Annotated in this window: 23 protein-coding genes; 18 read left to right on the forward strand and 5 right to left on the reverse strand. The window is 67.1% G+C overall.

Features of this window, described 5'->3' with window-relative positions; all coding sequences use genetic code 11:
* Positions 1-10 precede the first annotated feature (10 nt).
* The 8 genes from Q0907_RS17000 to Q0907_RS17035 are packed head-to-tail and all read left to right on the forward strand — an operon-like array spanning position 11 to position 8,213.
* Entirely contained in the window at positions 11-2,347 is a 2,337-nt protein-coding gene (locus Q0907_RS17000; RefSeq protein ID WP_299347009.1) for an MMPL family transporter, read from the forward strand.
* Positions 2,344-3,576: an NAD(P)/FAD-dependent oxidoreductase gene (locus Q0907_RS17005; RefSeq protein ID WP_299347011.1), complete on the forward strand. Its 1,233-nt coding sequence runs from the start codon at positions 2,344-2,346 to the stop codon at positions 3,574-3,576. Before Q0907_RS17000 ends, Q0907_RS17005 begins: the two co-directional genes overlap by 4 nt.
* Positions 3,564-4,112 (forward strand): DUF3261 domain-containing protein, encoded by a 549-nt coding sequence (locus tag Q0907_RS17010; RefSeq protein WP_299347013.1) that lies wholly within the window; start codon positions 3,564-3,566, stop codon positions 4,110-4,112. Before Q0907_RS17005 ends, Q0907_RS17010 begins: the two co-directional genes overlap by 13 nt.
* On the forward strand, positions 4,109-5,299 hold the full coding sequence (locus Q0907_RS17015) for a beta-ketoacyl-ACP synthase (RefSeq protein ID WP_299347015.1): 1,191 nt from the start codon (positions 4,109-4,111) through the stop codon (positions 5,297-5,299). The genes Q0907_RS17010 and Q0907_RS17015 overlap by 4 nt, the downstream gene beginning before the upstream one ends.
* Entirely contained in the window at positions 5,299-5,754 is a 456-nt protein-coding gene (locus Q0907_RS17020; RefSeq protein WP_299347017.1) for a hotdog family protein, read from the forward strand. The genes Q0907_RS17015 and Q0907_RS17020 overlap by 1 nt, the downstream gene beginning before the upstream one ends.
* Positions 5,751-6,485, forward strand: a complete 735-nt coding sequence (gene fabG, locus Q0907_RS17025) for a 3-oxoacyl-ACP reductase FabG (protein ID WP_299347019.1) — start codon at positions 5,751-5,753, stop codon at positions 6,483-6,485. Before Q0907_RS17020 ends, fabG begins: the two co-directional genes overlap by 4 nt.
* Positions 6,482-7,723, forward strand: a complete 1,242-nt coding sequence (locus Q0907_RS17030; protein ID WP_299347021.1) for a beta-ketoacyl-ACP synthase — start codon at positions 6,482-6,484, stop codon at positions 7,721-7,723. The genes fabG and Q0907_RS17030 overlap by 4 nt, the downstream gene beginning before the upstream one ends.
* Before the next feature lie 49 nt (positions 7,724-7,772).
* Positions 7,773-8,213, forward strand: a complete 441-nt coding sequence (locus tag Q0907_RS17035; RefSeq protein WP_299347023.1) for an excinuclease ATPase subunit — start codon at positions 7,773-7,775, stop codon at positions 8,211-8,213.
* Positions 8,214-8,268: 55 nt separating this feature from the next.
* On the opposite strand, the gene Q0907_RS17040 is transcribed toward Q0907_RS17035, so the two are convergent.
* From Q0907_RS17040 to Q0907_RS17055, 4 genes are all read right to left on the reverse strand, one after another.
* Entirely contained in the window at positions 8,269-8,787 is a 519-nt protein-coding gene (locus Q0907_RS17040; protein WP_299347025.1) for a DUF411 domain-containing protein, read from the reverse strand.
* Positions 8,788-8,798: 11 nt separating this feature from the next.
* Positions 8,799-9,698 carry a copper resistance protein B gene (locus Q0907_RS17045; protein WP_299347026.1) on the reverse strand — a complete coding sequence of 300 codons (900 nt, stop codon included), beginning with the start codon at positions 9,696-9,698 and terminating at the stop codon, positions 8,799-8,801.
* Positions 9,695-11,491 carry a copper resistance system multicopper oxidase gene (locus Q0907_RS17050; RefSeq protein ID WP_299347028.1) on the reverse strand — a complete coding sequence of 599 codons (1,797 nt, stop codon included), beginning with the start codon at positions 11,489-11,491 and terminating at the stop codon, positions 9,695-9,697. Before Q0907_RS17050 ends, Q0907_RS17045 begins: the two co-directional genes overlap by 4 nt.
* 116 nt (positions 11,492-11,607) lie before the next feature.
* Entirely contained in the window at positions 11,608-12,012 is a 405-nt protein-coding gene (locus Q0907_RS17055) for a CopL family metal-binding regulatory protein (RefSeq protein ID WP_299347030.1), read from the reverse strand.
* 133 nt (positions 12,013-12,145) lie between these two features.
* On the opposite strand from Q0907_RS17055, the gene Q0907_RS17060 reads away from it, so the two are divergent.
* The gene (locus Q0907_RS17060) at positions 12,146-13,150 is read left to right on the forward strand and encodes a glucokinase (RefSeq protein WP_299347032.1); all 1,005 of its coding nucleotides are present in this window, start codon (positions 12,146-12,148) and stop codon (positions 13,148-13,150) included.
* Between the two features lie 43 nt (positions 13,151-13,193).
* On the opposite strand, the gene Q0907_RS17065 is transcribed toward Q0907_RS17060, so the two are convergent.
* Positions 13,194-14,279, reverse strand: a complete 1,086-nt coding sequence (locus Q0907_RS17065; protein ID WP_299347034.1) for a LacI family DNA-binding transcriptional regulator — start codon at positions 14,277-14,279, stop codon at positions 13,194-13,196.
* Positions 14,280-14,311: 32 nt separating this feature from the next.
* Between Q0907_RS17065 and Q0907_RS17070 the strand changes: the two genes are divergently transcribed.
* The 9 genes from Q0907_RS17070 (at position 14,312) to Q0907_RS17110 (ending at position 26,650) form a co-directional block, all read left to right on the forward strand.
* The gene (locus Q0907_RS17070; protein WP_299347036.1) at positions 14,312-14,452 is read left to right on the forward strand and encodes a hypothetical protein; all 141 of its coding nucleotides are present in this window, start codon (positions 14,312-14,314) and stop codon (positions 14,450-14,452) included.
* Between the two features lie 275 nt (positions 14,453-14,727).
* The gene (locus Q0907_RS17075; protein ID WP_299347038.1) at positions 14,728-17,865 is read left to right on the forward strand and encodes a TonB-dependent receptor; all 3,138 of its coding nucleotides are present in this window, start codon (positions 14,728-14,730) and stop codon (positions 17,863-17,865) included.
* A 153-nt stretch (positions 17,866-18,018) separates the two neighbouring features.
* Positions 18,019-18,777, forward strand: a complete 759-nt coding sequence (locus tag Q0907_RS17080; protein WP_299347039.1) for a SapC family protein — start codon at positions 18,019-18,021, stop codon at positions 18,775-18,777.
* A gap of 8 nt (positions 18,778-18,785) precedes the next feature.
* Complete coding sequence (locus tag Q0907_RS17085; RefSeq protein WP_299347040.1) at positions 18,786-19,802, forward strand: cupin-like domain-containing protein; 1,017 nt, start codon at positions 18,786-18,788, stop codon at positions 19,800-19,802.
* A gap of 14 nt (positions 19,803-19,816) precedes the next feature.
* Complete coding sequence (locus tag Q0907_RS17090; protein WP_299347042.1) at positions 19,817-21,346, forward strand: tryptophan 7-halogenase; 1,530 nt, start codon at positions 19,817-19,819, stop codon at positions 21,344-21,346.
* 20 nt (positions 21,347-21,366) lie between these two features.
* Entirely contained in the window at positions 21,367-22,062 is a 696-nt protein-coding gene (locus tag Q0907_RS17095) for a DUF6445 family protein (RefSeq protein ID WP_299347044.1), read from the forward strand.
* A 219-nt stretch (positions 22,063-22,281) separates the two neighbouring features.
* Positions 22,282-23,775 (forward strand): xylulokinase, encoded by a 1,494-nt coding sequence (gene xylB, locus Q0907_RS17100; protein ID WP_299347045.1) that lies wholly within the window; start codon positions 22,282-22,284, stop codon positions 23,773-23,775.
* A gap of 34 nt (positions 23,776-23,809) precedes the next feature.
* A complete protein-coding gene (gene xylA, locus Q0907_RS17105) occupies positions 23,810-25,144 on the forward strand; it encodes a xylose isomerase (RefSeq protein ID WP_299347046.1) in 1,335 nt (444 codons plus the stop codon).
* 90 nt (positions 25,145-25,234) lie between these two features.
* Positions 25,235-26,650, forward strand: a complete 1,416-nt coding sequence (locus Q0907_RS17110; protein WP_299347048.1) for a sugar porter family MFS transporter — start codon at positions 25,235-25,237, stop codon at positions 26,648-26,650.
* The last annotated feature ends 130 nt before the right edge of the window (positions 26,651-26,780 follow it).

A 26,780-nucleotide genomic window follows, 5' to 3' on the forward strand; every position in this document is an offset into this window, starting at 1 on the left:
GGTGACGAGGGTGCGACCGTTGCGCGGCTGGCGCTGGCTTGCCGTGGCGTGGTTGGTGGTACTGGCCGCCGTGGCGTCGCACCAGTGGCAGTTCTGGCAGTCGCCACGCATCGACAGCGACGTGCTGGCGCTGCTGCCCCAGGAGGCCGGCGACCCGACGGTGTCCGATGCGACCCGACGCATCGCGGAGAACAGTGCGCGCGACGTGGTGGTCATGCTGGGCGGCACGGAGGTGGAGGACGCGCTGAAGGCACGGGCGGCGTTCGAGGCGTCGCTTGCACGCCCGGCGGCGCAGGCGATGCTGGCGTCGGCTGGGTCGCCGGAAGACTGGTTCGCCCAGGCGCGCGACGTGCTGGCACCGCATCGCGATCGCTTGCTGACTGCGTCCCAGCGGGACACGCTGGCGCAGGCGACGCCCGAAGCCTTGGCCGAGTCCGCACTGGCGTCGCTGTACGGTCCCATGGGGGCGCCGCGCCTGACCGAGTGGCGCAGCGATCCACTCGGACTGTGGCCGCAGTGGTGGCAGGCGCAGGCGGCCGCGTCGGGGATGGCAGTGGACGGTGACGGACTGCTGCAGGTCGAGAACCGCCACTGGGCGGTCCTGCAGTACACGTTGCGCACCTCGGCCTTCAGGCTGGACGGCGAACGCCATCTGCAGGATCTGCTCGACGCGGCGACCGGCGCCGCGATGGCGGCGGCGCCCGGCATCCGCGTGCTGAAGGCCGGGGTGCCCCTGCATGCCGAATCGGCCGCGGTGCAGGCCCGCCGCGAGGTCAATACCATCGGCTGGGGCTCGCTGGCGGCCGTGCTGCTGCTGGTGTGGCTGGCGTTCCGCTCGCTGCGTCCCCTGTTGCTGGTGGCGATGTCGCTGCTGGTCGGCTGCGCGGTCGCGATGACGGTCACTGTGCTGGTTTTCGGAAAGGTGCACCTGCTGACGCTGATCTTCGGCGCAAGCCTCGTTGGCGTGGCGGAGGACTACGGCATCCACTGGTTCGCATCGCGCCAGGACGTGGCCAGCGAGCGACGCTGGTCGCTGCTGCGCCATCTGCTGCCCGGCCTGTGGCTGGCATTGCTGACCAGCGCCCTGGCGTATCTGGCGCTGGGGCTGGCACCGTTTCCCGGCCTGCGGCAGATGGCGCTGTTCTCCGTGGTCGGCCTGGCGTCGGCCTTCCTGACGGTGATCTTCTTCTTCCCGTGGCTGGATGGTGGGCAGGTCCGCACGACCGGGTTCTCGCGCTGGCTGGGCGGCACGCTGGCGCGATGGCCGCGCCTGTCCGGTCGTCGTGGCGGTGTCGCGCTCGCCGTCGTCGTCCTCGCCATCGCGGTGCCCGGCCTGATGCGCGTACAGGGCAAGGACGACCTTCGCGGCCTGCAGTCGTCGCCACCGGCGCTGATCACGCAGCAGCGCGATGTCGGTCGCCTGCTGGGCATGCCCAGCCCGGCGCAGTTCTTCCTCGTGCAGGGGCGCGATGCCGAACAGGTGCTGCAACGCGAGGAACGCCTGGTGGCGCGCCTTCGCGAAGCGGAGGCGAACGGGAAGGTCGGTGGTCACCGCGCACTGAGCGATTGGCTGCCCTCGAAGCGCCAACAGGACGAAGATGCTGCGCTGACGTCGTGTATCGAGCGCGACGTACTGGCGCGCTTGTCCGCGGTCACCGGAGAGTCGGTGGCGCGCGGCGGATTCGCCCCGGCGGCGATGGACATCGAGGCCTTCCTCGCATCGCCGGCATCGCTGCCGGTGCGCCATCTCTGGCTCGGGCAGGTGGGCGAGGGTGTGGCGTCGGTGGTGATGGTCAACGACCTGTCGCGGCCGGACGCCCTCGCGACGTTCGCGGCGCAGGCGGTCGGTCTCGAGGGTGTGCGCTGGGTCGATCGCACGGCCGACATTTCACGCCTCCTCACGCACTACCGCCACATGATGTCCTGGCTGCTGCTGGCGGGCGTGGCGGTGGTGTTCGTGGTGCTGGCCGTACGCTATCGCGGACAGGCCTGGCGTGTGATCACGCCGACGGTGCTGGCGGGCGTGCTGACCGTGGCATTGCTGGGCTGGCTGGGCCAGCCGTTGCAGTTGTTCAACGTGCTGGCGCTGATGCTCTTGCTCGGCATGGGGATCGACTACGGCATCTTCCTGGTCGAGCACCGTGGCGATGCCAGCGCGTGGCTCGCGGTATGCGTGGGGGCGGCCAGTACCTGGCTGTCGTTCGGCCTGCTGGGGCTGTCGGCGACGCCTGCCTTGCGCGCGTTCGGCCTGACCCTGCTGTTCGGGATCGGCCTGGTCTGGCTGCTGTCGCCCCTGTTCCGGCCTGCGCCGGATGGTTCTCCCTTGCCTGGACACGATGTGGAATGAAAACGGAACGCACCGACATCCTGATCATCGGCGCAGGCCCCGCCGGCTCGGTGGCGGCCGCCCTGCTGCGGCAGCAAGGTCGCAAGGTCCTCATCATCGAGCGCGAACAGTTCCCGCGCTTTTCCATCGGCGAGAGCCTCCTCCCGCAGAGCATGGAATACATCCAGGCTGCCGGACTCCTGCAGGACGTGGTGGAGGCGGGCTTCCAGTACAAGAACGGCGCCGCTTTCGTGCGCGGGGAGCGCACCACCGAGTTCGATTTCCGCGACAAGTTCTCGGAGGGCTGGGGGACCACGTACCAGGTGCAGCGTGCCGACTTCGACCATGTCCTGGCGAAGGGCGCCGAGCGCATGGGGGCCGAGGTGCGCTACCGCCACGAGGTGCTGTCCGCCGAGCCCGGTCATGCTCCGCGCGTCACCGTGCGCTCGCCGGACGGCGAGGAGTACGTGATCGAAGCCGACTTCATGCTCGACGCCAGCGGCTTCGGCCGACTGCTGCCGCGCCTGCTGAAGCTCGAGTCGCCGTCGAACTTCCCGGTCCGCGGCGCCATCTTCACCCACGTGCGCGACCACATCCCCCCCGGCGAGGGCTTCGATCGCAACAAGATCCTGATCACCACGCATCCGGAACACGTCGACGTCTGGTACTGGACCATTCCGTTCTCCAACGGCTGCTGCTCGCTCGGCGTGGTGGCGGAAACCGCGTTCCTCGATCGCTACGCGGGCACCGACCTGGAGCGCCTGCAGGCGATCGTCGGCGAAGATCCCAACCTGACGCGGTTGCTGAAGAACGCCGAGTGGGCGGTGCTGCCGGTACGCCAGATCACCGGCTACTCCGCCAACGTCGCCTCGCTGTGGGGACCGGGTTATGCGCTGCTGGGCAATGCGGGCGAGTTCCTCGATCCGGTGTTTTCCTCGGGCGTGACCATCGCGTTCAAGTCGGCGCAACTCGCCAGCGAATGCCTGCGCCGCCACTATGCCGGCGAACCGGTGGATTGGGAGACCGAGTTCGCCATTCCGCTGCGTGGCGGCGTGCAGACCTTCCGCCGTTTCGTCGAGTCGTGGTACGCGGGCGGTTTCCAGAAGATCATCTTCCACCCGGATCCGCAGCCGGACATCCGACGCATGATCTGTTCGATCCTCGCCGGCTACGCCTGGGACAAGAAGAATCCGTACGTGGCCGACACGCAGCGCCGCCTGCAGGTGCTGGAGCAGCTGTGCACCGGTTGATCGCACTGCTGCTCGCCGGCGTGCTGCTGGTGGGATGCGCAACGCGTCCGCAAAAGCCCGCGGTGGAACTTCCCGCGTTGCGACTGGCGCCTGCGGCGCTGGGCCACGACCTGGCCGTGCAACAGCGCCTGGTGTTCCGTTTCGGCCCGCACGTGCGCGAACTGGATGCGCTGCTGGAAGTCGACGCCACCGATGTCCGGCTCGCGGTACAGGCCATGGGCCGGACCGGCGTGCGGCTGCAGTGGGATGGCAAAGCGCTCGTCGAGCAACGCGCGGCGTGGCTGCCCGCTGCCGTGCGCGGCGAGCGGGTGCTCGACGATGTGCAGTTCAGCCTGTGGCCGGCGGATGCGATCCGGGCCGTACTTCCCGCGGACTGGACGCTGGTCGAGCAAGGGGCGTTCCGTGAGTTGCGCAGGAACGGACAGGTCTGGTTGCAGCGCGAGCAGGTCGATGGCACCACGCTGCGCGTACGCAATGGCGTCGACGACTACGAACTGACGATCGAGTCCGTGGCCGGCGGAGCGCTCGATCCATGAGGGGCGATGCGATCTTCCTGAACGAGCTCGGCATCGTCTGTGCGCTCGGCGAGGGGACGGAGGCCGTGCGCGAGGCGCTGTTACGCGATGACGCGCCGGGTGGCGTGATGCTCGACGACACGTTCATGCCCGGGCGAAGCCTCGCACTGGGGACGGTCGAGGGCGGCCTGCCGTCGCTCGCGCATCATTCGCTCCCGTTGCACGGTCGCAACAATGCCTTGCTGCGTGCGGCCTACCTCCAGATCGGGGACGCCGTGCAGCAGGCCATCGACCGGCACGGCCCCGCGCGGGTCGCCATCGTGGTCGGCACCAGTACCTCCGGCATCGGCGAGGCCGAACGGGCGATGACGCACTGGCAGCATCACCGGCAATGGCCCGACGGCTTCCATTACGTGCAGCAGGAGATCGGCGCGCCGTCGCGCTTCCTCGCCGCCGAATCGGGCGCCCGCGGTCCCGCCTGGACGATCTCCACGGCGTGCTCTTCCAGCGCGAAGGCCATGGCATCGGCGGCCCGCCTGCTGCGCAGCGGACTGGTCGATGCGGTGATCACAGGGGGATCGGATTCGCTGTGCGAGTTCACCGTGCGCGGCTTCATGGCGCTGGAGTCCGTGTCGGCCGAGCGCTGCAACCCATTCTCGGCGAACCGCCACGGCATCAACATCGGCGAAGGGGCGGCACTGTTCCTGATGACGCGTGCGGAAGGCCCCGTCCGCCTCGCGGGGTGGGGCGAGACCGCCGACGCACACCACATCTCGGCGCCCGAGCCGCAGGGCATCGGTGCCGTCACCGCCATCGGCCAGGCGCTGGCGCGCGCGCAGCTGTCGCCGTCGCAGATCGATTACGTCAACCTGCACGGAACCGCCACGCCGCAGAACGACGCGATGGAAAGCCGGGCAGTGACGGTGGCGCTCGGCGGTGAGGTGCCGGCGAGTTCCACCAAGCCGTTGACGGGGCATACGCTCGGTGCCGCGGGCGCGATCGAAGCCGGCCTCTGCTGGCTGGCGATGACCGACAATCCCCGCCATCGGCTGCCACCGCACTGGTGGGATGGCGTCGTCGACGGCGACCTTCCGCCGCTGGCGTTCGTGGCACCCGGCGCCACCGCCAACGGGCCGCTGCGCCATGTGCTGAGCCAGTCGTTCGCGTTCGGTGGCAGCAACGCCGTACTGGTATTCGGAGCAGGATGATGCGCGAGCTGTACGACATCGCGCGCGTGGTGCCGCATCGCGGCACGATGCGCATGGTCGATCGATTGGTGGACTGGGACGAGGACACCGTGGTGGTCGAACTGCGGGTGCCCGACGAGGGGCCGTTCAGCCATGCGGAGGGCGTGCCCGCCTGGGTGGGCATCGAATACATGGCCCAGACCATCGCCGCCTGGGCCGGCTGCCACGCGCGGGCCTCGGGGCGTGAACCGTCGATCGGGTTCCTGCTGGGCACGCGCCGTTACGAGAGCCGGACCTCGTGGTTCCGCGCCGGCAGCGTGCTGCAGGTGGAGGCGACCCGCGAGTTGCTGGGCGACAATGGGCTGGGCATGTTCCGCTGCCGCATCCTGGGGGACGGCGAGGAACTGGCGACCGCCAACGTGTCGGTGTTCGAACCACCGGACGCGATGGCTTATCTGGAGAGTACGCAGGAATGAGTGCAGACAACACGATCCTGGTCACCGGGGGGAGCCGGGGGATCGGCAAGGCCATCGCGTTGCGGCTTGCGCAGGACGGTTTCGATATCGTCGTGCATTGCCGCAGCCGTGTGGAAGAAGCGGAGGGCGTCGCCGGCCAGGTCCGTGCGCTGGGACGTGCGTCGCGCGTCCTGGCCTTCGATGTGGCCGACCGCACCGCGGCCGCGCAGGCACTGGAGGCCGACGTCACCGCGCACGGGGCGTACCACGGCGTGGTCTGCAACGCCGGCATCGCCCGCGACACCGCGTTCCCGGCGATGAGCGCCGATGACTGGGACGCGGTGCTGCGGACGAACCTCGACGGGTTCTACAACGTGCTCAACCCGCTGGTCATGCCGATGGTGCGGCGGCGCAAGCCGGGCCGCATCGTCACGCTGTCGTCGGTGTCCGGCCTGGTGGGCAACCGGGGACAGGTGAACTACAGCGCGGCGAAGGCCGGCATCATCGGCGCCACCAAGGCGCTGGCGCTGGAACTGGCCAGTCGCGCGATCACCGTGAACTGTGTCGCCCCGGGCCTGATCGACACGGAGATGGTCAGTGGCGAGGTGGTCGACGAGGCGCTGAAGCTGATCCCGATGAAGCGTGTCGGCACGCCCGGGGAAGTGGCGGCCGTCGTGGCGTTCCTGATGTCGCCAGAGGCGTCATACGTCACCCGGCAGGTGATTTCGGTCAACGGAGGACTGGTCGGATGAGTCGGAATGATCGACGCGTGGTGGTCACCGGCGCAGGCACCATCAGTCCCCTGGGACACGACTGGCCCAGTGTGCACATTCGCCTGCGCGAATGCCGCAACGCCGTGCGCCACATGGATGATTGGGCGAAGTACGAGGGCCTGAACACCCGGTTGGCCGCGCCAGCCGAACCCTTCGACCTGCCCGCGCATTACAACCGCAAGACCACGCGCAGCATGGGGCGGGTCGCGCTGATGTCCGTGCGCGCCACCGAACTCGCCCTCGAGCAGGCAGGACTGCTGGGTGATCCCGTGCTGAAGAGCGGCCGGATGGGCGTGTCGTATGGCTCGTCCGCCGGCAGCCACGAGGCCGTTGGCGACTTCGGCCGCATGCTCAACGAGTACACCACCGAAGGCATCAACGCGACCACGTACCTGAAGATGATGAGCCATACCGCGCCGGTGAACATCGGCGTGTTCTTCGGTCTCACCGGGCGCGTGTACACCACGTCCAGCGCATGTACATCCGGCAGTCAGGGCGTCGGGTGCGCTTACGAGGCGGTCCGCAGTGGCAAGCAGGTCGCGATGATCGCCGGCGGTGCCGAGCAGCTGGATGCGACCGCCGCGGCGGTGTTCGACACGCTGTTCGCCACCAGCGTGCGCAACCACCAGCCCGAGCTGACGCCGCGTCCCTTCGATGCCAACCGCGATGGCCTGGTTCTGGGCGAGGGCGCGTGCACCCTCGTGCTGGAGGACCTGACGCATGCGCAGGCACGTGGCGCCGAGATCCTGGCGGAGATCGTCGGCTACGGCACCAACAGCGATGGCCAGCACGTCACCCAGCCCAGTGCGGACACGATGGCGCAGGCGATGCGCCTGGCGCTGGAAGACGCAGGCCTTTCGCCCGAGGCGATCGGCTACGTCAATGCGCACGGCACCGCCACCGACCACGGCGACATCGCGGAAACCGCGGCCACGGCAGCCGTGTTCGGCAACCGCATGCCCATCAGTTCTCTGAAGAGCTACGTCGGCCACACGCTGGGCGCCTGCGGCGCATACGAATCGTGGATCACGCTGCAGATGATGCGGGAGGGCTGGTTCGCCCCCACGCTCAACCTGGAGGAACGCGACCCGCGCTGCGCCGATCTGGACTACATCACCGGAGAGGGCCGCGAACTGCAGACCGACTACGTGATGAACAACAACTTCGCTTTCGGTGGCATCAACACCTCGCTGATCTTCAAGCGCTGGCAGGGTTGATGCTCCCGCACATCCTTATCGCCACTGTAATCCTGGAAGGAGGAGCACCATGAAACGATGCCTGACCGCAGGCCTGCTTACCCTGGCTGTACTGGCCCCGCACGCGAGTGCGGCGGATACCCGCCTCGAACTGCCCTTGCAGGAATTGGTGAACTCGCCCGAAGCCAAGGCTGCGGGCATCGATGGCAGCGTGCGCTTCTATCTCGCCGGCCAGAAGACGCCGGCAGTGATCTCCCGTTTCGGTGAGGACGTGACCAACAGGAAGACCAATGGCGTGGGCAAGTCCGATGCCGAATCCTGCCGCTGGGTGGCGCTGTCGGCACTGAAGGCCCTGCAGGAGGGCGCGAAGGATCGCGGTGCGAACGCGGTCATCGATATCGTCAGCTACTTCAAGAAAAACGAGTTCCGCAGCGACACGAGCTATGAGTGCCATGCGGGCGGCATCATGAGCGGCGTCGCCTTCAAGGCGACCTACGCCAAGGTCAAGTAAGCGACCTCGAGCTCCACTGCGGCCGCCCCACGGCGGCTGCAGGTCTTTCAGGCATCTACGGGCCGTGGCGCGTGTAGGTCGACGTCGTGCCGTCATGTCCGAGCGCCAGCACCGTGTACGCCTCGGCGTCGATGCCTTCGACTTCCATTCCCGGCGACCCTATCGGCATGCCGGGCAGGGCAATACCGTGGATGCGCGGCCGCTCCTTGAGCAGCCGACGGATATCGGATGCAGGCACATGGCCTTCCACCACATAGCCGCCGATCTCGGCCGTGTGGCAGGACGCGTGTTCCGGGGCGATGTCAAGGCGCTTCTTTACCGCGCCCATGTCGTCCTCGATGCGATCGTCCACGTCGAATCCGTGTCCGCGCAGGTGTTCCACCCACAGATGGCAACAGCCGCAGTACGCGTCGCGATGGACGATGATCTTCGGCGCAGTCGCTTCTGCGGCCTTTAGGGGCGGCGCGGCATGCGCGCTCTCGATCGGCGTCGTCACCGTCTGCGAACAGGCGGTGACGAGGACGGCGAGCAGGCACGAGGCGATGGCGTGGGGCAGGGGAGTGCGTTGTGTCATAGTGTGCTCCATCAGAACCAGACCCGGATGCCCGCCACGACGCGCGTGTCACGGGTGGATTCGCCGGCCGAACGCTTGAGATCGGCGGTGTCGCCGAGCGCGCGTTCATGCACCACACCGACGTACGGCGCGAAACGGCGGGTGACTTCGTAGCGCAGGCGCAGGCCCGTTTCGATGCCGGTGAAGCCGCTGGCGATACCGTATTCGATGTCGTCGCGCGCGGCGACGTCCACCTCGACCAGGGGCTGCAGAATCAGCCTGTTGGTGATGCGCAGCGTGTACTCGGCTTCGACGTTCGCCGCGACCTGACCGCCTTCGCCGACATACGCCGTCGCCGACACCTCGAACCGGTAGGGCGCCATGCTCTGCACCCCGACGGCCGCCCACGTACGCGCATCGCCGGGTTTGAAGTCCTGCTTCACGCCGGCCACCACGTCCCACCAGGGCGACACACTGCGTCCGTACAGCACTTCCAGGTCGGCACTTTCGGTATGGCCGCCGACACGTTCGCCTTCGCTGCGCAGCCACAGGCGATCGGTATCGGTGCCGAACCAGGCGCTGCCTTCCCAGGCCTGGCCGGTGCCTTCGTCGGCATCCCATGCTTCCAGCCGGTTGAAGGTCACCTTGCTGTTGAAGGCCGGCGCATGCTCCATCGCGTGGTGGTCGATGTCGGGGAATGCAGCCTTCAGGTCCTCGGCGGTGACAGGTGGCACAGGCTCGTGCGGTGTCGACATCGCGGCGTGGTCATGCGCGCTGTGTCGCGCATGCTCATCCTGCTCCACCGCCGGCTCGCTGGCCGGAGGCGCGTGCTGCGCATGGTCGTGGTGCTGCGCGAACGCCGGCACGCCGGTGCCCGCCAACAGGGCAGCGACGCAGGCGAGACGGAGTGGGGCGGGGAAGGAGGTCTTCATGCTTCGATCCTCACTTCCCGCATCATGCCGGCTTCCATGTGGTACAGCAGGTGGCAGTGGAACGCCCACCGACCGAGCGCATCGGCGCGGACGCGGTAACTGCGTCGCGTGCCCGGTGGCATGTCGATGGTGTGCTTGCGCAGCTGGAAGCCGCCCTCTGCATCCTCCAGATCGCTCCAGACGCCGTGCAGGTGGATAGGGTGCTGCATCATCGTGTCGTTGACCAGCACGATGCGCATGCGCTCACCGTACTTCAGCCGCAGCGGGTCGGCGCTGGCGAACGGAATGCCGTCGAACGACCAGGCGAATTTCTCCATGTGTCCGGTCAGGTGGAGTTCGACGGTGCGGCCCGGCTCGCGCCCATCGGGATCGTCGAACAGGCTGCGCATCGCGCCATAGGTCAGTACCTGGCGGCCGTTGTCGCGCAGGCCGATGCCGGGATCGTCGAGCTTCGGTTCGCTGGCGGACGACTGCATGTCGACCAGCGGGTTGCCGGATTCGCTGGGCGGATGGTTTGGCGCATTTGCCGCCGCGCCGTGTGCGCCATGATCCATCGCGCCCATGTTCGCGCCGCAGCCGCCTTCGCCCATCATCGCGCCGCAGCCGCCTTCCATGCCCTTGCTGGCGCCGTGTCCGCCCATGTCGTGGCCCATGTCGGCCATGGTCAGCAGTGGACGCGGATCCCGCGAGGGGATGGTCGCTTCCAGTCCGTCAAGGACGGCCAGCGTGGCGCGTGCGTAGCCGGTGCGTCCCATGTCCTGGGCGAAGATCGTGAAGGCATCCTGCCCCCTGGGCTCGACCAGGACATCGAAGGTCTCCGCCACCGCGATGCGGAACTCATCCACGCTGACCGGATGGATGTACTGGCCGTCGGCGGCGACCACGGTCATCTTCAGTCCCGGGATACGGACGTCGAAGTAGGTCATCGCACTGCCGTTGACGAAGCGCAGCAGCACCTTCTCGCCCGGCTTGAACAGGCCGGTCCAGTTGCCCGCAGGCGCTGCGCCGTTGACCAGATAGGTATAGGTGTACGCGTTGATGTCGGAGATGTCGGTGGGCGTCATCCGCATCCGGCCCCACATCCCGCGATCCTCGATCGTTTGTTTGAGGCCATCGCGCTTCGCGTCGCGCACGAAGTCCACCAGCGTGCGCTGGTAGTAGTTGTCGTGTTCCGGCATCTTCTTCATGCGGCGGTACAGCGCGGCCGGCTCCAGGTCGGTCCAGTCCGACAGCAACACCACGTGTTCGCGGTCGTGGTGGTACGGCGGCGGCTCGCGAGGATCGATGATGAGCGCACCGTACAGGCCGGCCTGTTCCTGGAACAGCGAGTGGCTGTGGTACCAGTACGTACCGGATTGCTTCACCTGGAAGCGGTACTGGAAGGACTCGCCCGGCCCGATGCCGTTGAAGCTCAGGCCCGGCACGCCATCCATGTTCGACGGCAGCAGGATGCCGTGCCAGTGGATGGAGGTCATGTCGCGCAGGCGATTGCTGACGCGCACGGTCACGGTATCGCCTTCGCGCCAACGCAGTGTCGGGGCGGGCAGGCTGTCGTTGACGGTGATCGCGGGGCGTGTGCGGCCGGTGATGTCGACCGGCATCGCGCCGATGCTCAGGGCGAAGTCGGTGCCGGTGATGAGGGGGGCGCCACCACGGCGTGCGGGTGTGCCGGCGGAGGCGGGCAGGCGGACCAAGCCAAGCCCGAGCGCTGCACTGCCGCTCGCAAGGCCGGTGACGAACTGGCGACGCGTGGGTCGGAACGCGCCGAGGCGTCCGGAGTCATCGTGTTTCATGCATAACATCCTGTACATCGTCGGTACGCCCGCCCGCTGCCGCGGTGGCGTCCTTCGTGATCATGGGGCCGGAGGGCACGTGCCCTCCGGCATGCGACCGGCCGCGGAAGGCGGCCTCAGGCCGCCAGGATGGGAGGTCGGTGGCGGTGCGGCAGACGCACCGAAGCATGGGCATCGGCGCGATAGGCCGGTGCCAGCATCGGGGGATGCAAGTGCGCATCCAGCGGTATCCGCCACGTCAAGGCCGGCGCATGGTGCGTGCAGAAACCATCGCAGCTGCCCGCTTTGCAACAGTCGGGGAGGCCGGTGGCATCGTCGTGGTGGTCTGAAGCCCCCGCGCTTTCGTGATCCATCGGTGCCGCCATGTCTATGCCCTCGTGGCATGGAGGCACGTCGTCGTGCGCCTGTTCCGTCGCCGCGTCGCCGATGGCCATCCGCGTGGCGGCGTGCGCATACGCAGCGCCGTTGAGCAGCAGCACGTAGCACAGCAGGACGCGGAGCAGGGCGGCGAAGCGGGGCATGCCGGCATGATACGCCATGGCACGTGCGCGTACCTTTCCGCAGGGTGAGTCGGGGCATCGCCCGCTGCCACGATCGGGCGGGGACACGTTATCCTTGGGCCGTATTTCAGGCATCGGGCAGCGTGGCATTCGCATGGCAGGCACGGGAACGGGGAACGAGGCGCCGGGAGGCGTTCCCGCAGCACAGGCGTCGGATGCGCGCATCATCGTCGCCGACGTGGGGGGCACGTATGCCCGTCTCGGATGGATCGAAGCCGACGGCAGCCACGAAATCCACGATTACCGTCGTTACGCCTGTGCCGAGCACGCCGATCTCGCCTCCATCCTTCACGACTATGCCGCCGGTACGCCTTGCCACGGGGCAGTCGTCGCGATCGCCGGCGTGCTGGAAGGCGATCGCCTGATCAACTCCAATTTGCCCTGGGCGGTGTCGGTCGAACAGACGCGTGTCGGTGCCGGGCTGGCCTGGGTGCAGCTGATCAACGATTTCGAAGCGGTGGCCAATGCGGTGCCGACGCTGTCGCCGGACACGCTGTCGCCGCTCACGCCGCTGAACTCATCCGCCACGTCGTCGCCGGCGCTGGTGATCGGACCGGGGACCGGGCTGGGCGCCGCCGTCTGGATCGAAGGCCAGCCGCCACGCGTGCTGCCGACCGAAGTCGGACAGGCATCGCTCGCTGCCGGCAATGCGCTGGAACTGGACATCGTGCGCCGACTGCTGAAGGACCGTCCCTACCTGCACAACGAGCACGTGCTGTCGGGCCCGGGCCTCATGAATCTCTATCGGTGCCTCTGCGAACTCCGCGATGCGACGCCCATGCACACGGATGCGAGCGCGCTGGTGGCCGCGGCCGACACGGATGCACTGGCGCGGGAAACGCTCGAGACGTTCTGCGGATGGCTGGGCAGCGTGGTGGGCGACCTGGCGATCATCTTCGGTGCCCGCGTCGTCTACCTGGCCGGTGGTGTGACCGCGCATATTCCGCAGTTCCTGCACGACGGACGGTTCCTGCAGCGCTATCTCAACAAGGGCGTGATGACCGAGCAGCTCGAACGGGTACCCGTATGGCGCGTCGAGCATGGACAGTTGGGACTGTTGGGCGCGGTCGCGTGGTATCGCCAGAATCTCAGCGGATGAACGCGGTCGGGTGAGGTCCTCGACGGGTCTCATCCTCGCCAGGTCACCGCGCATGGCTCTTTCTTGAGCGCCCATCGGCGTTCGGTCCGTCTGCAACGGACGAGCGCTTCACCAGCTGGTGCGGCAGCACGCGATTGACGATGACGCGGGTGGCGGGATCGCGCCGGATGTCGCGCAGCAGGATGTCGATGGCGGCATCGGCCATGGCCGCCACCGGTTGATGGACGGTGGTCAGTTCCGGCCACACCATCGTCGCCGCGGACGTGTCGTCGAAGCCGATCACGGAAAGGTCCCGTGGCACGTCCAGGCCGCGACGGTGGGCGACCGAGACCACCGCTGATGCCATGTCGTCGTTGCTGGCGAAAATGGCGCTGGGCGGGCGGCGCAACGCAAGTAGCGTCTCGGCTGCCTCCAGGCCGGAACGGTAGGTGAAGTAGCCCGGCTGGACCAGCTTGTCGTCGTAGGCGATGCCGGCGTCCGCCAGTGCATCCCGGTAGCCCTGCCAGCGATGCGCGCTTGCGGTCTGGTTGGGATCGCCCTTGATGTAGCCGATCCGCGTATGCCCGCGCGCGATGAGGTGGGAGACCACGTCCCGGCTGGCGCAATGGTCGTCGATCCGCACGCAGGAAACCGTATCGCCCAGATGCCCCGAGGCGATCGAGACCACCGGCACGCCCGCCTGCGAGAACTCCGACACGATGGCGGTCGATTCGCACAGCGGGGGAGGCAGGATCACCCCCGCCACGCTGCCCGAGAGTTGCCGGGCGGCCGCGCGGGATTGCGCGGCATCCAGTCCATCCCACGTGGCGATCACCAGCTGGGCCGCCGCCCGCGCAGAACCGCGCAACGCGCCGACCAGCAATTCGCGCAGATAGCTCGAGCTGGGGTTGGAGTAGATCAGCGCGATGCAGGTGCTTTGCGCCGCGGCAAGCGAGCTGGCCGCAAGGTTGGGGCGATAGCCCAGCTCGCGCACGCTGCGCATGACGCGATCACGGTTGGTGTCGCGCACGCCCGCATGGCCGTTCACGACACGCGACACCGTCATCGGCGACACGCCGGCATGCGCTGCCACCTCGTCGATGGTGACCGCACCGCCCTTCCTGCGCACCGCTTTGCTGGTCTTCTTCACGCAGTTACTTCCGTTGGCCTGATTGAGAGTACGTGGGTGAAATCGTCATTACTTGGGGCAGTGGCGGCTTCAAGCCGTTTTCCGCGGGTCTTGAACCGATCCTGGCGCTGGATGCCGCGCTCGCGATCGCTTTGCTGCGCTGCATGGTGACAAGAGCGAACACGTATGATTAGTCTGCGCTCCAACGCAATGGTAGCGCTACCACTAGATCACGGCCAGTTGTGGTCACGTAAGGCTCCACCATCGCGCGATCGTCGTCTTACCTCGCTTGAAGCCGGATCGCGGAACAGGACCTTCGGGGGTCCGCCGTCGTGCTCCGGGCTGGAAGACGGGCACTGCGCCCGTGGCCGCCCCCGGGAGGGGCGTTACCTCACATACGAACGTAGCGAAAGGGGAGATCCATGAACGTGTGCAGTTTCCGTAACACTCCAGACGTGAGGGCACGTCAATGAGCCGCAAGTTGGCGAGATTCAAATCGAGGGCCATGTTCACCTTCGTCGGCGGCGTGCTGGTCATCAACCCTGCTTTCGGCCAGGACGCGCAGACGCCCGCACCGGCACCGACCGCGCAGGAACAGACGCAATCCCAGGCGACGGATCTGGACACGGTCGTGGTGACGGGCATCCGCAGCAGCCTCAGCCAGGCGATGGACATCAAGCGCGATGCAGCGGGCGTCGTCGATGCGATCAGTGCCGAAGACATCGGCAAGTTCCCGGATACCAACCTCGCCGAGTCGTTGCAGCGCATCACCGGCATCTCGATCGAACGGCGCGATGGCGAGGGCGCGCAGGTCACCGCGCGCGGCTTCGGCCCGCAGTTCAACATGGTGACGCTCAACGGTCGCCAGATGCCGGGCGCGGACGCGTTCGGTGCGTCCGGACAGGTCGCGATCGGCGGCGTGGACGGGGGTACCCGTGCCTTCAACTTCGCGCAGCTCGCTGCCGAGGCAATCAACGGCATCGAGGTCTACAAGACGGGGCAGGCGCAGGTGCCGAGTGGCGGTATCGGCGCCACCATCAACATCCTGACGGCGCGTCCGTTCAACTACGACGGCGTGGTGGCCAATGCGGGCGCGAAGATCGTGTCCGACCAGAGCCAGCCCTTCGAGAGCGACATCACCCCGGAGTTGTCGGGCATCTTCAGCTACACCAATCCCGACAAGACGTTCGGCGTGAGCCTCAGCGCCAGCCAGCAGAAGCGCAAGGGCGGCTCGGTGCAGGCGACCGAGAACTACTGGAACGTGCAGCCCTGGACCGGCACCATGCCGGGCAATCCGAACGTGGTCAATGCGCCCGCGGTCGGCGATCTGTATGCACGCCCGAACGACCTCCGTTACGCGTTCTCGGAGTTCGAACGCGAGCGCGTCAATGGCCAGGCCGTGGTGCAGTTCGCGCCGACCGACAGCCTGACCCTCACGCTGGACTACACCTATTCGACCAACGAGATCACCGAGAACCGCGGTGAGCAGGCGATGTGGCTGCAGAACAGCAACTACACCGACATCGAGTTCGACACCAGCGGGGCCGTCGCTGTGCCGGTGTACATCCGCGAGATCGCGGGCACCAAGGATTTCGGCCTGGAACAGCAGCGCAGCATGCAGAAGTACAAGCTCGGTTCGCTGGGCTTCAATGCGGCGTGGGACGTCAACGACAGCTTCCGCCTCACCTTCGACGCGCACAACTCGAAGAACGAGAGCCGGCCGAACGATCCGCTCACCGGTGGCGGTTCGATCTTCATGAGCATCGCGGGTACCAACAACTGCACCACCGGTCCGCATTGCGGCGGCACCTGGGTACAGGAGCTGGAGTTCAACAATGGCCTGCCGGTCGGCACGCAGACCTGGTATCCGACCAATGGCGATGCCGTCGCCGGCACGAACGGCGTGGTCAATCCCGGTTTCGTGGAAGGCGAAATCGGTTCCCAGGTGCTGCGCGTCAATGCGCAGACGCAGGTCAGCGAGATCAAGCAGGCCCGCATCGACGGCGAATGGAGTTTCGACCAGGGTCGCTTCCAGTTCGGCGTGGACACCAACAAGTCCACGACCCATCGCATCCAGGCGGCGGAAGCGTATTCCACGCTGGGCGACTGGGGCGTCGCCAACGTCGATTCGGACACCGCAGCCGGCCTGGTGGATCTGCTGCGCCCGACCAACATCGTCGGGCTCTTCGACGACTACAGCGCGGTCAGCTGGCCGGCATGGCGCGGCAATGCGGCCGAGCTCGCCCAGTGGGCCGCGGGCCAGTATGGCGTGGGACTCGGGGTCAGTCCGCAGCGTGCAGCCGACAACCGGGTAGAGGAAAAGACCAACTCGGCGTACTTCCAGGTGGAACTGGATGGCGAGCTGGGTGGCATGCGCACCAACACCCGGCTAGGCGTCAGGTACGAGACGACGGATGTCGTGTCGACCTCCGTCATCGCGATTCCCGAAGCCATCGAGTGGCAGGCCAACAACGACTTCCGCATCGTGCTGTCGGACGAACAGCAACCCTTCAGCGAGAAGGCGAGCTACAGCTACATCCTGCCCAACCTCGACTTCAGCATCGATTTCACAGACGAGCTGAAGGGACGCGCATCGTTCGGCAAGACCATCGCCCGTGCCCCCTACGGCAATCTCTACGCGGGTCCCGGTGCACAGCAACCCTTCGGCTCGGTCCTGCTCGACCCGTCCGTCCGCGCAAGCGGCAACGCACAGAACCCGAGCCTGAAGCCGCTGGAATCGGACAACCTCGACCTGGCGCTGGAGTGGTACTTCGCCGACGCGAGCTATGTGTCGTTGACCTACTGGAACAAGTCGGTCGACAACTTCATCGGCAACACGGTCGGACAGGAATCCCTCTACGGTCTGCGGGATCCCACGTCCGGTCCGGATGCGCAGACGGCATTGGCGTTCCTGACCAGCGCGGCGTGCGTCGCCCAGGTCGGTGCGGCCAACGCGGCAGCGTGTTCGGCCAACGACACGTCGCTGTTCACGGCCCTGGCGCTGTTGCGCAACGATCCGGCCGGCCTGGCGGCGTTCAACGGCACCGGCGCGCAAACGCTGGCGACCGAAGCGGCTTACAACATCTACGGCGAAGCCGACGATCCGCTGTACCAGTTCAACGTCAACCGCCCGATCAACCAGAACCAGTCCAAGCTGCACGGCTGGGAGCTGGGTGGCCAGTACTTCTTCGGGGATACCGGGTTCGGCGTTCTGGCCAACTACACCGTCGTGCGCGGCGACGTGGGTTATGACGACGGCGGCGATCCGGCCGTCGACCAGTTCGCGCTCACGGGCCTGAGCGATACGGCCAACGCCATGCTCATGTACGAGAAGTTCGGCTGGTCGGTGCGCCTGGCGTGGAACTGGCGCGACGAGTACCTGATCCTCGCCAACCAGGGTGCCAGCCGCAATCCGTACTACGTAGAGGAGTACGAGCAGTGGGACCTGAGCGTGAACTACACGCTCGACGACCACTGGTCGTTCGGTCTGGAGGCGATCAACCTGACGGGCGAGGATGTCCGCTGGCGCGCGCGCACCGACCAGATGATCGTGAAGCTGGCCGACCAGAGCCCGCGCTACATGGTCGGCGTGCGTTACAAGTTCTGACTTAGGCGGCAGACGCCCTCTCCGGATGTCGCCGAGGGACCGCTGCGCGAGCAGCGGTCCTTTTTTCCGGGTGTCGTCCCAGGTTGTCGCCACGCGTTCCCTGCACCGGCGTACCATGCCGAGTCGAGCTTTCCGCTTTCCCTGGACAAGAAGATGGCCCGCTACGAGCTCCTCAACAACATCGCGCACCGCGACCTGCGGGTGGCGACAGGCTTCGGCACCGAGTTCGGCGACGACGTGGCCATGGTGCCGGCGTTCCCGAGCGAGTTTGCAGAACTGCAGCGCGAGTATCCGATCTTCCTGCGAAAGGATGCCGCCAGCGGCGAATGGCAATCCGTCGTGCTGCTGGGCTTCGAGCAGCGCGAGAATCTCTTCCTGCGCGATGGTCGCTGGAATGCCGCGTATCTGCCCGGCGCCGTGGCGAAAGGCCCCTTCCTCATCGGATTCCAGGAGCAGCGCATCGACGGCGAGCTCACGCAGGAGGCGGTGATGCACGTGGACCTCGAGCATCCGCGGGTCAACGCCGCGCACGGTGAGCCGGTGTTCCTGCCGCAGGGCGGCAACACCCCGTATCTCGACCACGTCGCAAGCGTCCTGCGCGGCATCCGCGATGGCAGCACCTATGCCGCGGCCATGTTCGCCGCGCTCGATGCGAAAGGCCTGATCCAGCCCTTCAGCCTGGACGTACAGGTGGACGAGCGGCACCGGATCGCGGTCAACGGTCTGCACGGGATCGACCGCGATCGCCTGGCCGCGCTGGATGGCGCCGACCTGCTCGCCCTCAACCGCGCCGGCTACCTGGAAGGCACGTACCTCATGCTCGCGTCGCTGCACAACATGCGCCGACTTCTCGCCGAGAAGCAACGCCGCCTGCGCGCGCAGGACGCGGCCACCTCCACCAGCACGAACTGACGCGCGTGATGCAAGGCGCCGCTATACGCACCCTGGAGAATCCGGATCCCGGCGCGTTGCCCCTGGCATCGCTGCTGGAAGAAGGCGAGCCGGTCGTGCTGAAGGGCGTCGCGCAGGCGTGGGGTCTCGTGCACGCCGGCCGGTCATCGCTGCATGAGGCCATGGCATACCTGCGCCGCTTCGACGCGGGGGCACCGATCCAGTACTCGTTCGGGGCTCCGGAGATCGGGGGGCGGCCGTTCTACAACGACGAATTCACCCGCTTGAACTTCGAGGTGCGGAAGGGTGCGCTGGCAGACGTGCTGGACGGTATTGCGGATCATCTGCACGACGCCACGCCGCCCACCTATTACGTGGCCTCGCTGCTTGTGGACCGTGCGCTGCCGGGTTTCACCCAGGCGAACGACCTCTCGCTGTCGGCCTACGGCATCGAGGCCCCTGCCAGTATCTGGATAGGCAACCGCGTGGTGGCGTCGTGCCATTTCGACGCGCCCGACAACGTCGCGTGCTGTCTGGTCGGCAGGCGCGCGTTCACGCTGTTCCCGCCCGAACAGATCGAGAACCTCTATCCCGGCCCCTTCGATCCCACGCCCGGCGGGCAGGTCGTCAGCGTGGTCGATTTCGATGCGCCGGATTTCGAACGGCACCCGCGTTTCCGAACGGCATTGGCGGCGGCGAGGACGGCGCTGCTCGGGCCGGGCGATGCGATCTTCATTCCCAGCATGTGGTGGCACCACGTGCGCAGCCTCGAACCGTTCAACGTGCTGCTGAACTACTGGTGGCGCCGTTCGCCGGCATTCCTCTCGTCGCCGCTGCCCGCGCTCCAGCATGCACTGTGGACGATCCGCGACCTGCCGGCGCGCGAGAAGGAAGCATGGGCGAGGTTGTTCGAGTACTACGTGTTCGGTGCGGGAGAGCGCGCGGGGGAACATCTTCCGGCGCAAGCCCGGGATCTGCTGGGACCGATCGATGAAACACAGGCCAGGCGCATCCGCGCCATGCTGCTGGGCCGACTCAACCGCTGACGGGAGCAACTGCATTGGATTCTCCAACGACACCCGAGGGACGTATCCGCAACGTGGTCATCGCCGGGGGTGGCACGGCAGGCTGGCTGGCCGGCTGCGCGCTGGCGCACCAGTTCCGGGACCGGCTCAAGATCACCCTGGTGGAATCGGAGCAGATCGGCACCGTGGGCGTGGGCGAATCGACGGTGCCGCCCATCAGGACCTTCCACCGCTTCCTGCAGATCGACGAGCAGGAATTCCTGCGCGCGGTCGCGGGCACCTTCAAGCTGTCGATCTCGTTCGAGAACTGGCGCCGCCCGGGCGAGCGCTACATCCATCCGTTCGGCATCACGGGGCAGGGCACCTGGGCAGCGGCATTCCATCATTTCTGGCTCGACAGCCTGCGGCGTGGCATGCCCTCCGAGCTCGGCGACTTCTGCCTGGAAACCCTCGCTTCGCGGGGCGACCAGTTCTCGCTGCAGACGCAGCCCCAGGTCAACTACGCGTATCACTTCGATGCCGGGCTTTACGCGAAATTCCTCCGGCGCATCGCCGAAGGCCATGGCCTGCGCCGGGTGGAAGGCAAGATCCGTGAGGTCCGGCAGCACGCTGCCGATGGCGGCGTGGCGGCGCTCGTCCTGGAGGACGGCCAGGTCATCGAAGGTGACCTGTTCATCGATTGCACCGGGTTCCGGGGCTTGCTGATCGAACAGACACTGCATACCGGCTACGAAGACTGGAACGATTGGCTGCCGAGTGACCGCGCGGTGGCCGTGCAGACGGAGTCGGTGGGGCCACCCGTACCTTACACGCGGGCCATAGCGCACGAGGCCGGCTGGCGTTGGCATATCCCCCTGCAACACCGCGTGGGTTGCGGGCTGGTGTTTTCCAGCCGCCACATGTCCGACGACGAAGCGCGTGCCAAGCTGCTGCGCGATGTGGGCGCGCCCGCGATCCGCGAACCCTGGCTGGTGCCGTTCCGCACGGGTCGGCGCCTGAAGGCCTGGAACCGGAACGTGGTGGCGCTGGGGCTGGCCAGCGGCTTCATCGAGCCGCTCGAGTCGACCAGCATCCATCTGGCGATCAGCGCGGTGGTGCGGCTGGTCCAGTTGTTTCCTTTCGACGGGATCTCGTCGTCGCTGGTGGACCTGTACAACGAGGTCAGCCGCACCGAGATGGAGCACGTGCGCGACTTCATCATCCTGCATTACCACGCCACGCAGCGCGACGAGCCGATGTGGAAAGCGTGCCGCGAGATGGCGTTGCCGGAGTCGCTCGCGATACGGCTGCGCGCCTGGCGGGAACGCGCGCATGCGTGGCAGGATCCCGACGAACTGTTCCGGGTCGATTCCTGGACGCATGTCCTGCTGGGGCAGGGCATCCAGCCGGGACCGCCGCATCCGCTTGCGCGTGCGCTGGCCGACGAAGACCTGCGCACGTTGCTGAACTCCATACGGCAGCCCATCGAACGCGCCATCGCGCATATGCCGTCGCAGCAGGCGTTCATCGAGCGCTATTGCAAGGCCGCGCCCGACGTGTGGCCGTCGCGCGCCGTGACCGCATAGTCGGGCGAGGGCGGGATCGCATGCTGCTGGCGCCCCATCCGGACTTGCGCATCAGCCATCACGTGGTGGGGCGGGAGCGGGCACCGCTGTTGGTGATCGACAACCTGCTCGCCGATCCCGAGCGCATGCTTCACAAGGCAGCGAGTCGCGGCTTCGAAAAGATGCCGACCTTGTTCCCGGGCATCCGCGCGTCGGCGCCCCCGTCGTACCAGCGATTCCTGCAGGCGATGCTGACGCCGCTGCTGCGCGAGGCATTCGCGCTGGAACCCGCGGAGTTCGTGTTCCCGATGTGCCATTTTTCACTGGTGACCCAGCCACCGGAGAACCTTCACTTCCTGCAGCGCGTGCCCCACATCGATTCCGTCAGCGCTCGCGGGCTGGCGACGGTGCACTACCTGTTCCGCGAGTCGTGGGGCGGGACGGACTTCTATCGGCATCGGCGCAGCGGATTCGAATACGTCGACGAGGGCCGGCACGCTGCCTATTTCGACTGCCTGGCGCAGGAAGCACGCGAGGAGCAGGGCGCGCCTGCCGGTTACATCGATGGCGATACGCCGTTGTTCGAGCGGATCGCGGGGGTGGAAGGCGTGTTCAATCGCCTGGTCGTGTACCGCCGCAACTCGCTGCATTCGGGGCGGATCGGCGGCCGAGCGCTTACGTCGGATCCGTTGCGTGGACGCCTGTCGATCAACAGCTTCATCGACCTGGCGCCGTGACGCCCGAATGCAACGCCGGCCCCGCGACAGGCATCACAAACCGCTGCTCTCCGTGTGGTTTTTGCAGCGCAGCAGGCTTTTTGTACGGAGGCTGGTTACAGTGCGGCCCTACGGCGGGCTGGACGCGGCCGTGCAGGAAAAGAGGGGCCACGTGCGTGTTCCCTTTTTTTACCAAGCAAAATGGTAGCGCTAACTTTTCTTGGGTGAGGGTGGTGTCGGATGGCATGGGTTGCGGGCATCGATGCAGGCACGCAGAGCGTGAAGGTGGTGGTGTACGACGCCGCGGCGCGGGCGATCGTGGCCAGCGCCAGCGCGCCGCTTGGCCTGATCAGCGGCGACGATGGCAGCCGCGAGCAGCACCCCGCGGAGTGGGTCGCGGCGATGCAGGCATGCTTCGACCGCATCGATCCCGCCGTGCGTGCGCGCATCGCGGCGCTGGCGGTCTCGGGCCAGCAGCACGGCTTCGTGCCGGTGGATGCGCAAGGTGACGTACTCGCCCCGGCGAAGCTGTGGTGCGACACCAGCACCACGGCCGAGTGCGCGCAGATCATGGACGCGGTCGGCGGTGCGGCCCAAACCATCGCGCTGGCCGGCAATCCTATCCTCGCCGGCTACACCGCCTCCAAGTTGCCGTGGACGAAGACCCATCGCCCCGAGGCCTACGCCCGGTTGGCGACGATCCTGCTGCCGCACGACTACCTCAACTTCGTGCTGACCGGGCAGCGCTTCTGCGAGTGGGGCGATGCCTCCGGCACGGGCTGGCTCGATGTGCGCTCGCGCACGTGGTCGAAGGACCTGCTGCGCGCGACCGATGCGGACCGCGACCTGGCCGCGTGCCTGCCACCGATCGCGCCGCCCGACACGCTGTTCGACATCGATCCCGCCATGGCGGCGCGACTGGGGGTGCCGGCCACGGCGAAGGTCGCCGTCGGTGGCGGCGACAACATGATGGCGGCCATCGGCACCGGCTGCGTGGAGGAGGGCAGGCTGGCGATGAGCCTGGGCACCTCGGGCACGCTGTTCGCCTACTCGGACGTGCCGGTCGTCGATCCCGACGGTGCCTGGGCCGCGTTCTGTTCCTCCACCGGCGGATGGCTGCCGCTGATCTGCACGATGAACTGCACGGTGGCGACCGAACAGGTAGCTACGCTGTTCGGCTTCAGCACGCGCGAAGGCGATGCCCACCTGCAGGCCACCCCGCCCGGCGCGGACGGGCTGGTGATGCTGCCCTTCCTCAACGGTGAGCGCACCCCGGACCTGCCCCGCGGCAAGGGCGTGCTGGCCGGGATGGACCCGACCAACATGACCCCGGCGCACCTCTACCGTGCGGCGATGGAAGGGGCGACCTACAGCCTGAAGTACGGCTTCGATGCCTTCGTGCGCGCCGGCATGGCCTTCGAGCGCATCGTGCTGACCGGTGGCGGCAGCAACAGCGCGGCCTGGCGCCAACTGGTGGCCGATGTGTTCGGCCTGCCGGTCGATGTGCCGGTACAAGCCGAAGGCGCCGCGTTCGGTGCGGCCCTGCAGGCGTTGTGGGCCCTCGGCCGTGCCGAGGGCGATGCGGCCTCCATCGCGGACATCGCCCGCACGCACGTGGCGGTCGATCCCGCGTTGTCCACCAGGCCCGATGCGTCCCGCGCACCGGCTTATGCGGCGGCCTACCGCCGCTTCCTCCAGTACCTCGATGCCGTCACCCCGCTGCAACGCGGCTAACGTCCCCCCTCGCATACCCACAGGATCACGCACCATGAGCACGCAGCCCTTCATCGGCGCCCAGGAATACTTCCCCGGCATCGGCCGCATCCCCTTCGAAGGGCGCGGCTCGGACAACCCGCTGGCGTTCAAGGTCTACGACGCAAACAAGACCATCGGCGGCAAGACCATGCAGGAGCACCTGCGCTTCGCGGTCTGCTACTGGCATACGTTCTGCAACGCCGGCCATGATCCGTTCGGCCCGGGCACGCGCCACTTCCCGTGGGAAGCCGGCTCGCCGATGGCCACCGCCGAAGCCAAGGTCGATGCGGCGTTCGAGTTCTTCACCAAGCTGGGCGTGCCGTACTGGTGCTTCCACGACATCGACCTGGCCCCGGATGCCGAGGACATCGGCCAGTACGAGAAGAACCTCAAGCACATGGTAGGGCTGGCCAAGGCGCGCCAGGACGCGACCGGCATCAAGCTGCTGTGGGGCACGGCCAACCTGTTCTCGCATCCGCGCTACATGAATGGCGCCTCGACCAATCCGGACTTCGCTGTCGTCGCGCGTGCCGCCGTGCAGGTGAAGGCGGCGCTGGAAGCCACCGTCGAACTGGGTGGCGAGCACTACGTGTTCTGGGGCGGTCGCGAGGGCTATGCCTCGCTGGTCAACACCGACATGAAGCGCGAAGTGGCGCACTTCGCCCGCTTCCTGACCATGGCTCGCGACTACGGCCGCAGCATCGGCCTGAAGGGCAACTTCCTGATCGAGCCCAAGCCGATGGAGCCGATGAAGCACCAGTACGACTTCGACAGCGCCACCGTGGCCGGCTTCCTGAAGGAGCACGGGCTGGAGAAGGACTTCAAGCTCAACATCGAGGCCAATCACGCCACGCTCTCCGGCCACACCTTCGAGCACGACCTGCAGGTGGCCTCCGACCACGGGCTGCTCGGCAGCATCGATGCCAATCGCGGCAATGCGCAGAACGGCTGGGACACTGACCAGTTCCCCACCGATCTGTACGACACGGTCGGGGCGATGCTGGTGGTGCTGCGCCAGGGCGGGTTGGAGGGCGGGTTGAACTTCGATGCCAAGGTGCGTCGCGAATCGACCGACCTGGAAGACCTGTTCATCGCCCACATCGGCGGCATGGACGCGTTCGCGCGCGGCCTGGAAGTGGCGCACGCGCTGCTGACCGAGTCGCCGTGGGAACAGTGGCGCAAGGAGCGCTACGCCAGCTTCGACAGCGGCAAGGGCAAGGACTTCGAGGCCGGCCAGCTCGGTCTGGCCGATCTGGCGGCGTTGGCCGCCGCGCAGGGCGAACCGAAGCAGACCAGTGGCAAGCAGGAGCGTTACGAGAACCTGCTCAACCAGTACCTGTTGCGCTGACGATCCAGCAGGAACGGGATGGAGTCGAGGGTGCCTGGCGGAGATCTCCGCCGGCGCTCCGGCTTGGATCAAAGACCAGGGGAACCTTCGATGGAACATGCAGCACTGCGCACCGGTGAGAACACCCGCTTCATCATCCTCATCAGTCTGGTGGCGACGATCGGCGGGTTCCTGTTCGGCTTCGACAGCGGGGTCATCAACGGCACCGTCGACGGGCTGAAGGCCGCGTTCGGCTCCGATGCGGCCGTGACCGGCTTCAACGTCGCATCGATGCTGCTGGGCTGCGCGATAGGCGCCTGGTTCGCGGGCACGCTCGCAGACCGATATGGACGTCGCACCATGCTGCTGTGGTCGGCCGTGTTCTTCCTGATCTCGGCCTGGGGGTCGGGCATCGCGACCTCGTCGCTCGAATTCGTGGTGTACCGGGTCATAGGAGGATTCGCGGTCGGCGCGGCGAGTGTCATGTCGCCCGCGTACATCAGCGAGGTCTCGCCGGCACGCTATCGGGGCCGGCTGGCGACGGTGCAGCAGATCGCGATCATTTCGGGCCTGTTTGCTGCCTTCCTGAGCAACTATGTCCTCGCCAAGTTCGCCAGTTCATCGTTGGCTCCGCTATGGCTGGGCTTTGAAGCGTGGCGCTGGATGTTCTGGGTGGAGATCCTGCCGGCTGCGTTGTTCCTCGGCGCGTTGCTGTTCATCCCGGAGAGTCCGCGCTATCTGGCGGCCAAGGGCCGGAAGGAACAGGCGCTGAGCGTGTTGACGCGGCTCTACGGCGCTGCGAGCGGCGCAACCAAGCTCTCCGAGATCGATGCCTCGCTTGCGTCGGATCATCACGCGCCGCGGCTGTCCGATCTGAAGAACAAGACGACCGGCAAGATCCGTCCCATCGTCTGGGTCGGCATCGGCCTGGCGACGTTCCAGCAGCTGGTCGGCATCAACGTGGTCTTCTATTACGGCGCGGTGCTGTGGCAGGCCGTGGGCTTCTCCGAGAACGATGCGCTGGCCATCAACGTGTTGTCCGGCGCGCTCAGCATCGGGGCCTGCATCGTCACCGTATTGCTTGTCGATCGCATCGGCCGCAAGCCGCTGCTGTGGATCGGTTCGGCCGGCATGGCCGTGACGCTGGGGCTGGTTGCCATGGCGTTCGCCACCGGCAGCCTTGATGCGGCAGGCAAGCTCCAGCTCTCGGACAACATGGGCGTGTTGGCGCTCGTGGCCGCCAATGCCTATGTGGTGTTCTTCAACCTCTCGTGGGGCCCGGTGATGTGGGTGATGCTGGGCGAGATGTTCCCCAACCAGATCCGCGGATCGGGCCTGGCCGTGGCCGGTCTTGCGCAGTGGGGCGCCAACTTCCTGATCACCTGGACCTTCCCGATGTTGCTGACCGGTATCGGCCTGGCCGGCGCCTACGGTCTGTACACGCTGGCAGCGGCGATCTCGGTCTTCTTCGTGATCAAGTACGTACACGAGACCAAGGGACGTGAACTGGAGCAGATGGAGGGATGAGCGCGATGACGAACCGAAGTGCGATGCGGAGGTGTCGTGGTGCGCTGCTCACCGCCCTGATGCTGGCGCTGGTCGCCTGCAAGGGCGACGACAAGGCGGCCGCGCCCGCGACCGCCGCCGATGCCACTCC

The sequence above is a fragment of the uncultured Pseudoxanthomonas sp. genome, from assembly GCF_947498795.1.
Classification (GTDB): Bacteria; Pseudomonadota; Gammaproteobacteria; order Xanthomonadales; family Xanthomonadaceae; genus Pseudoxanthomonas_A.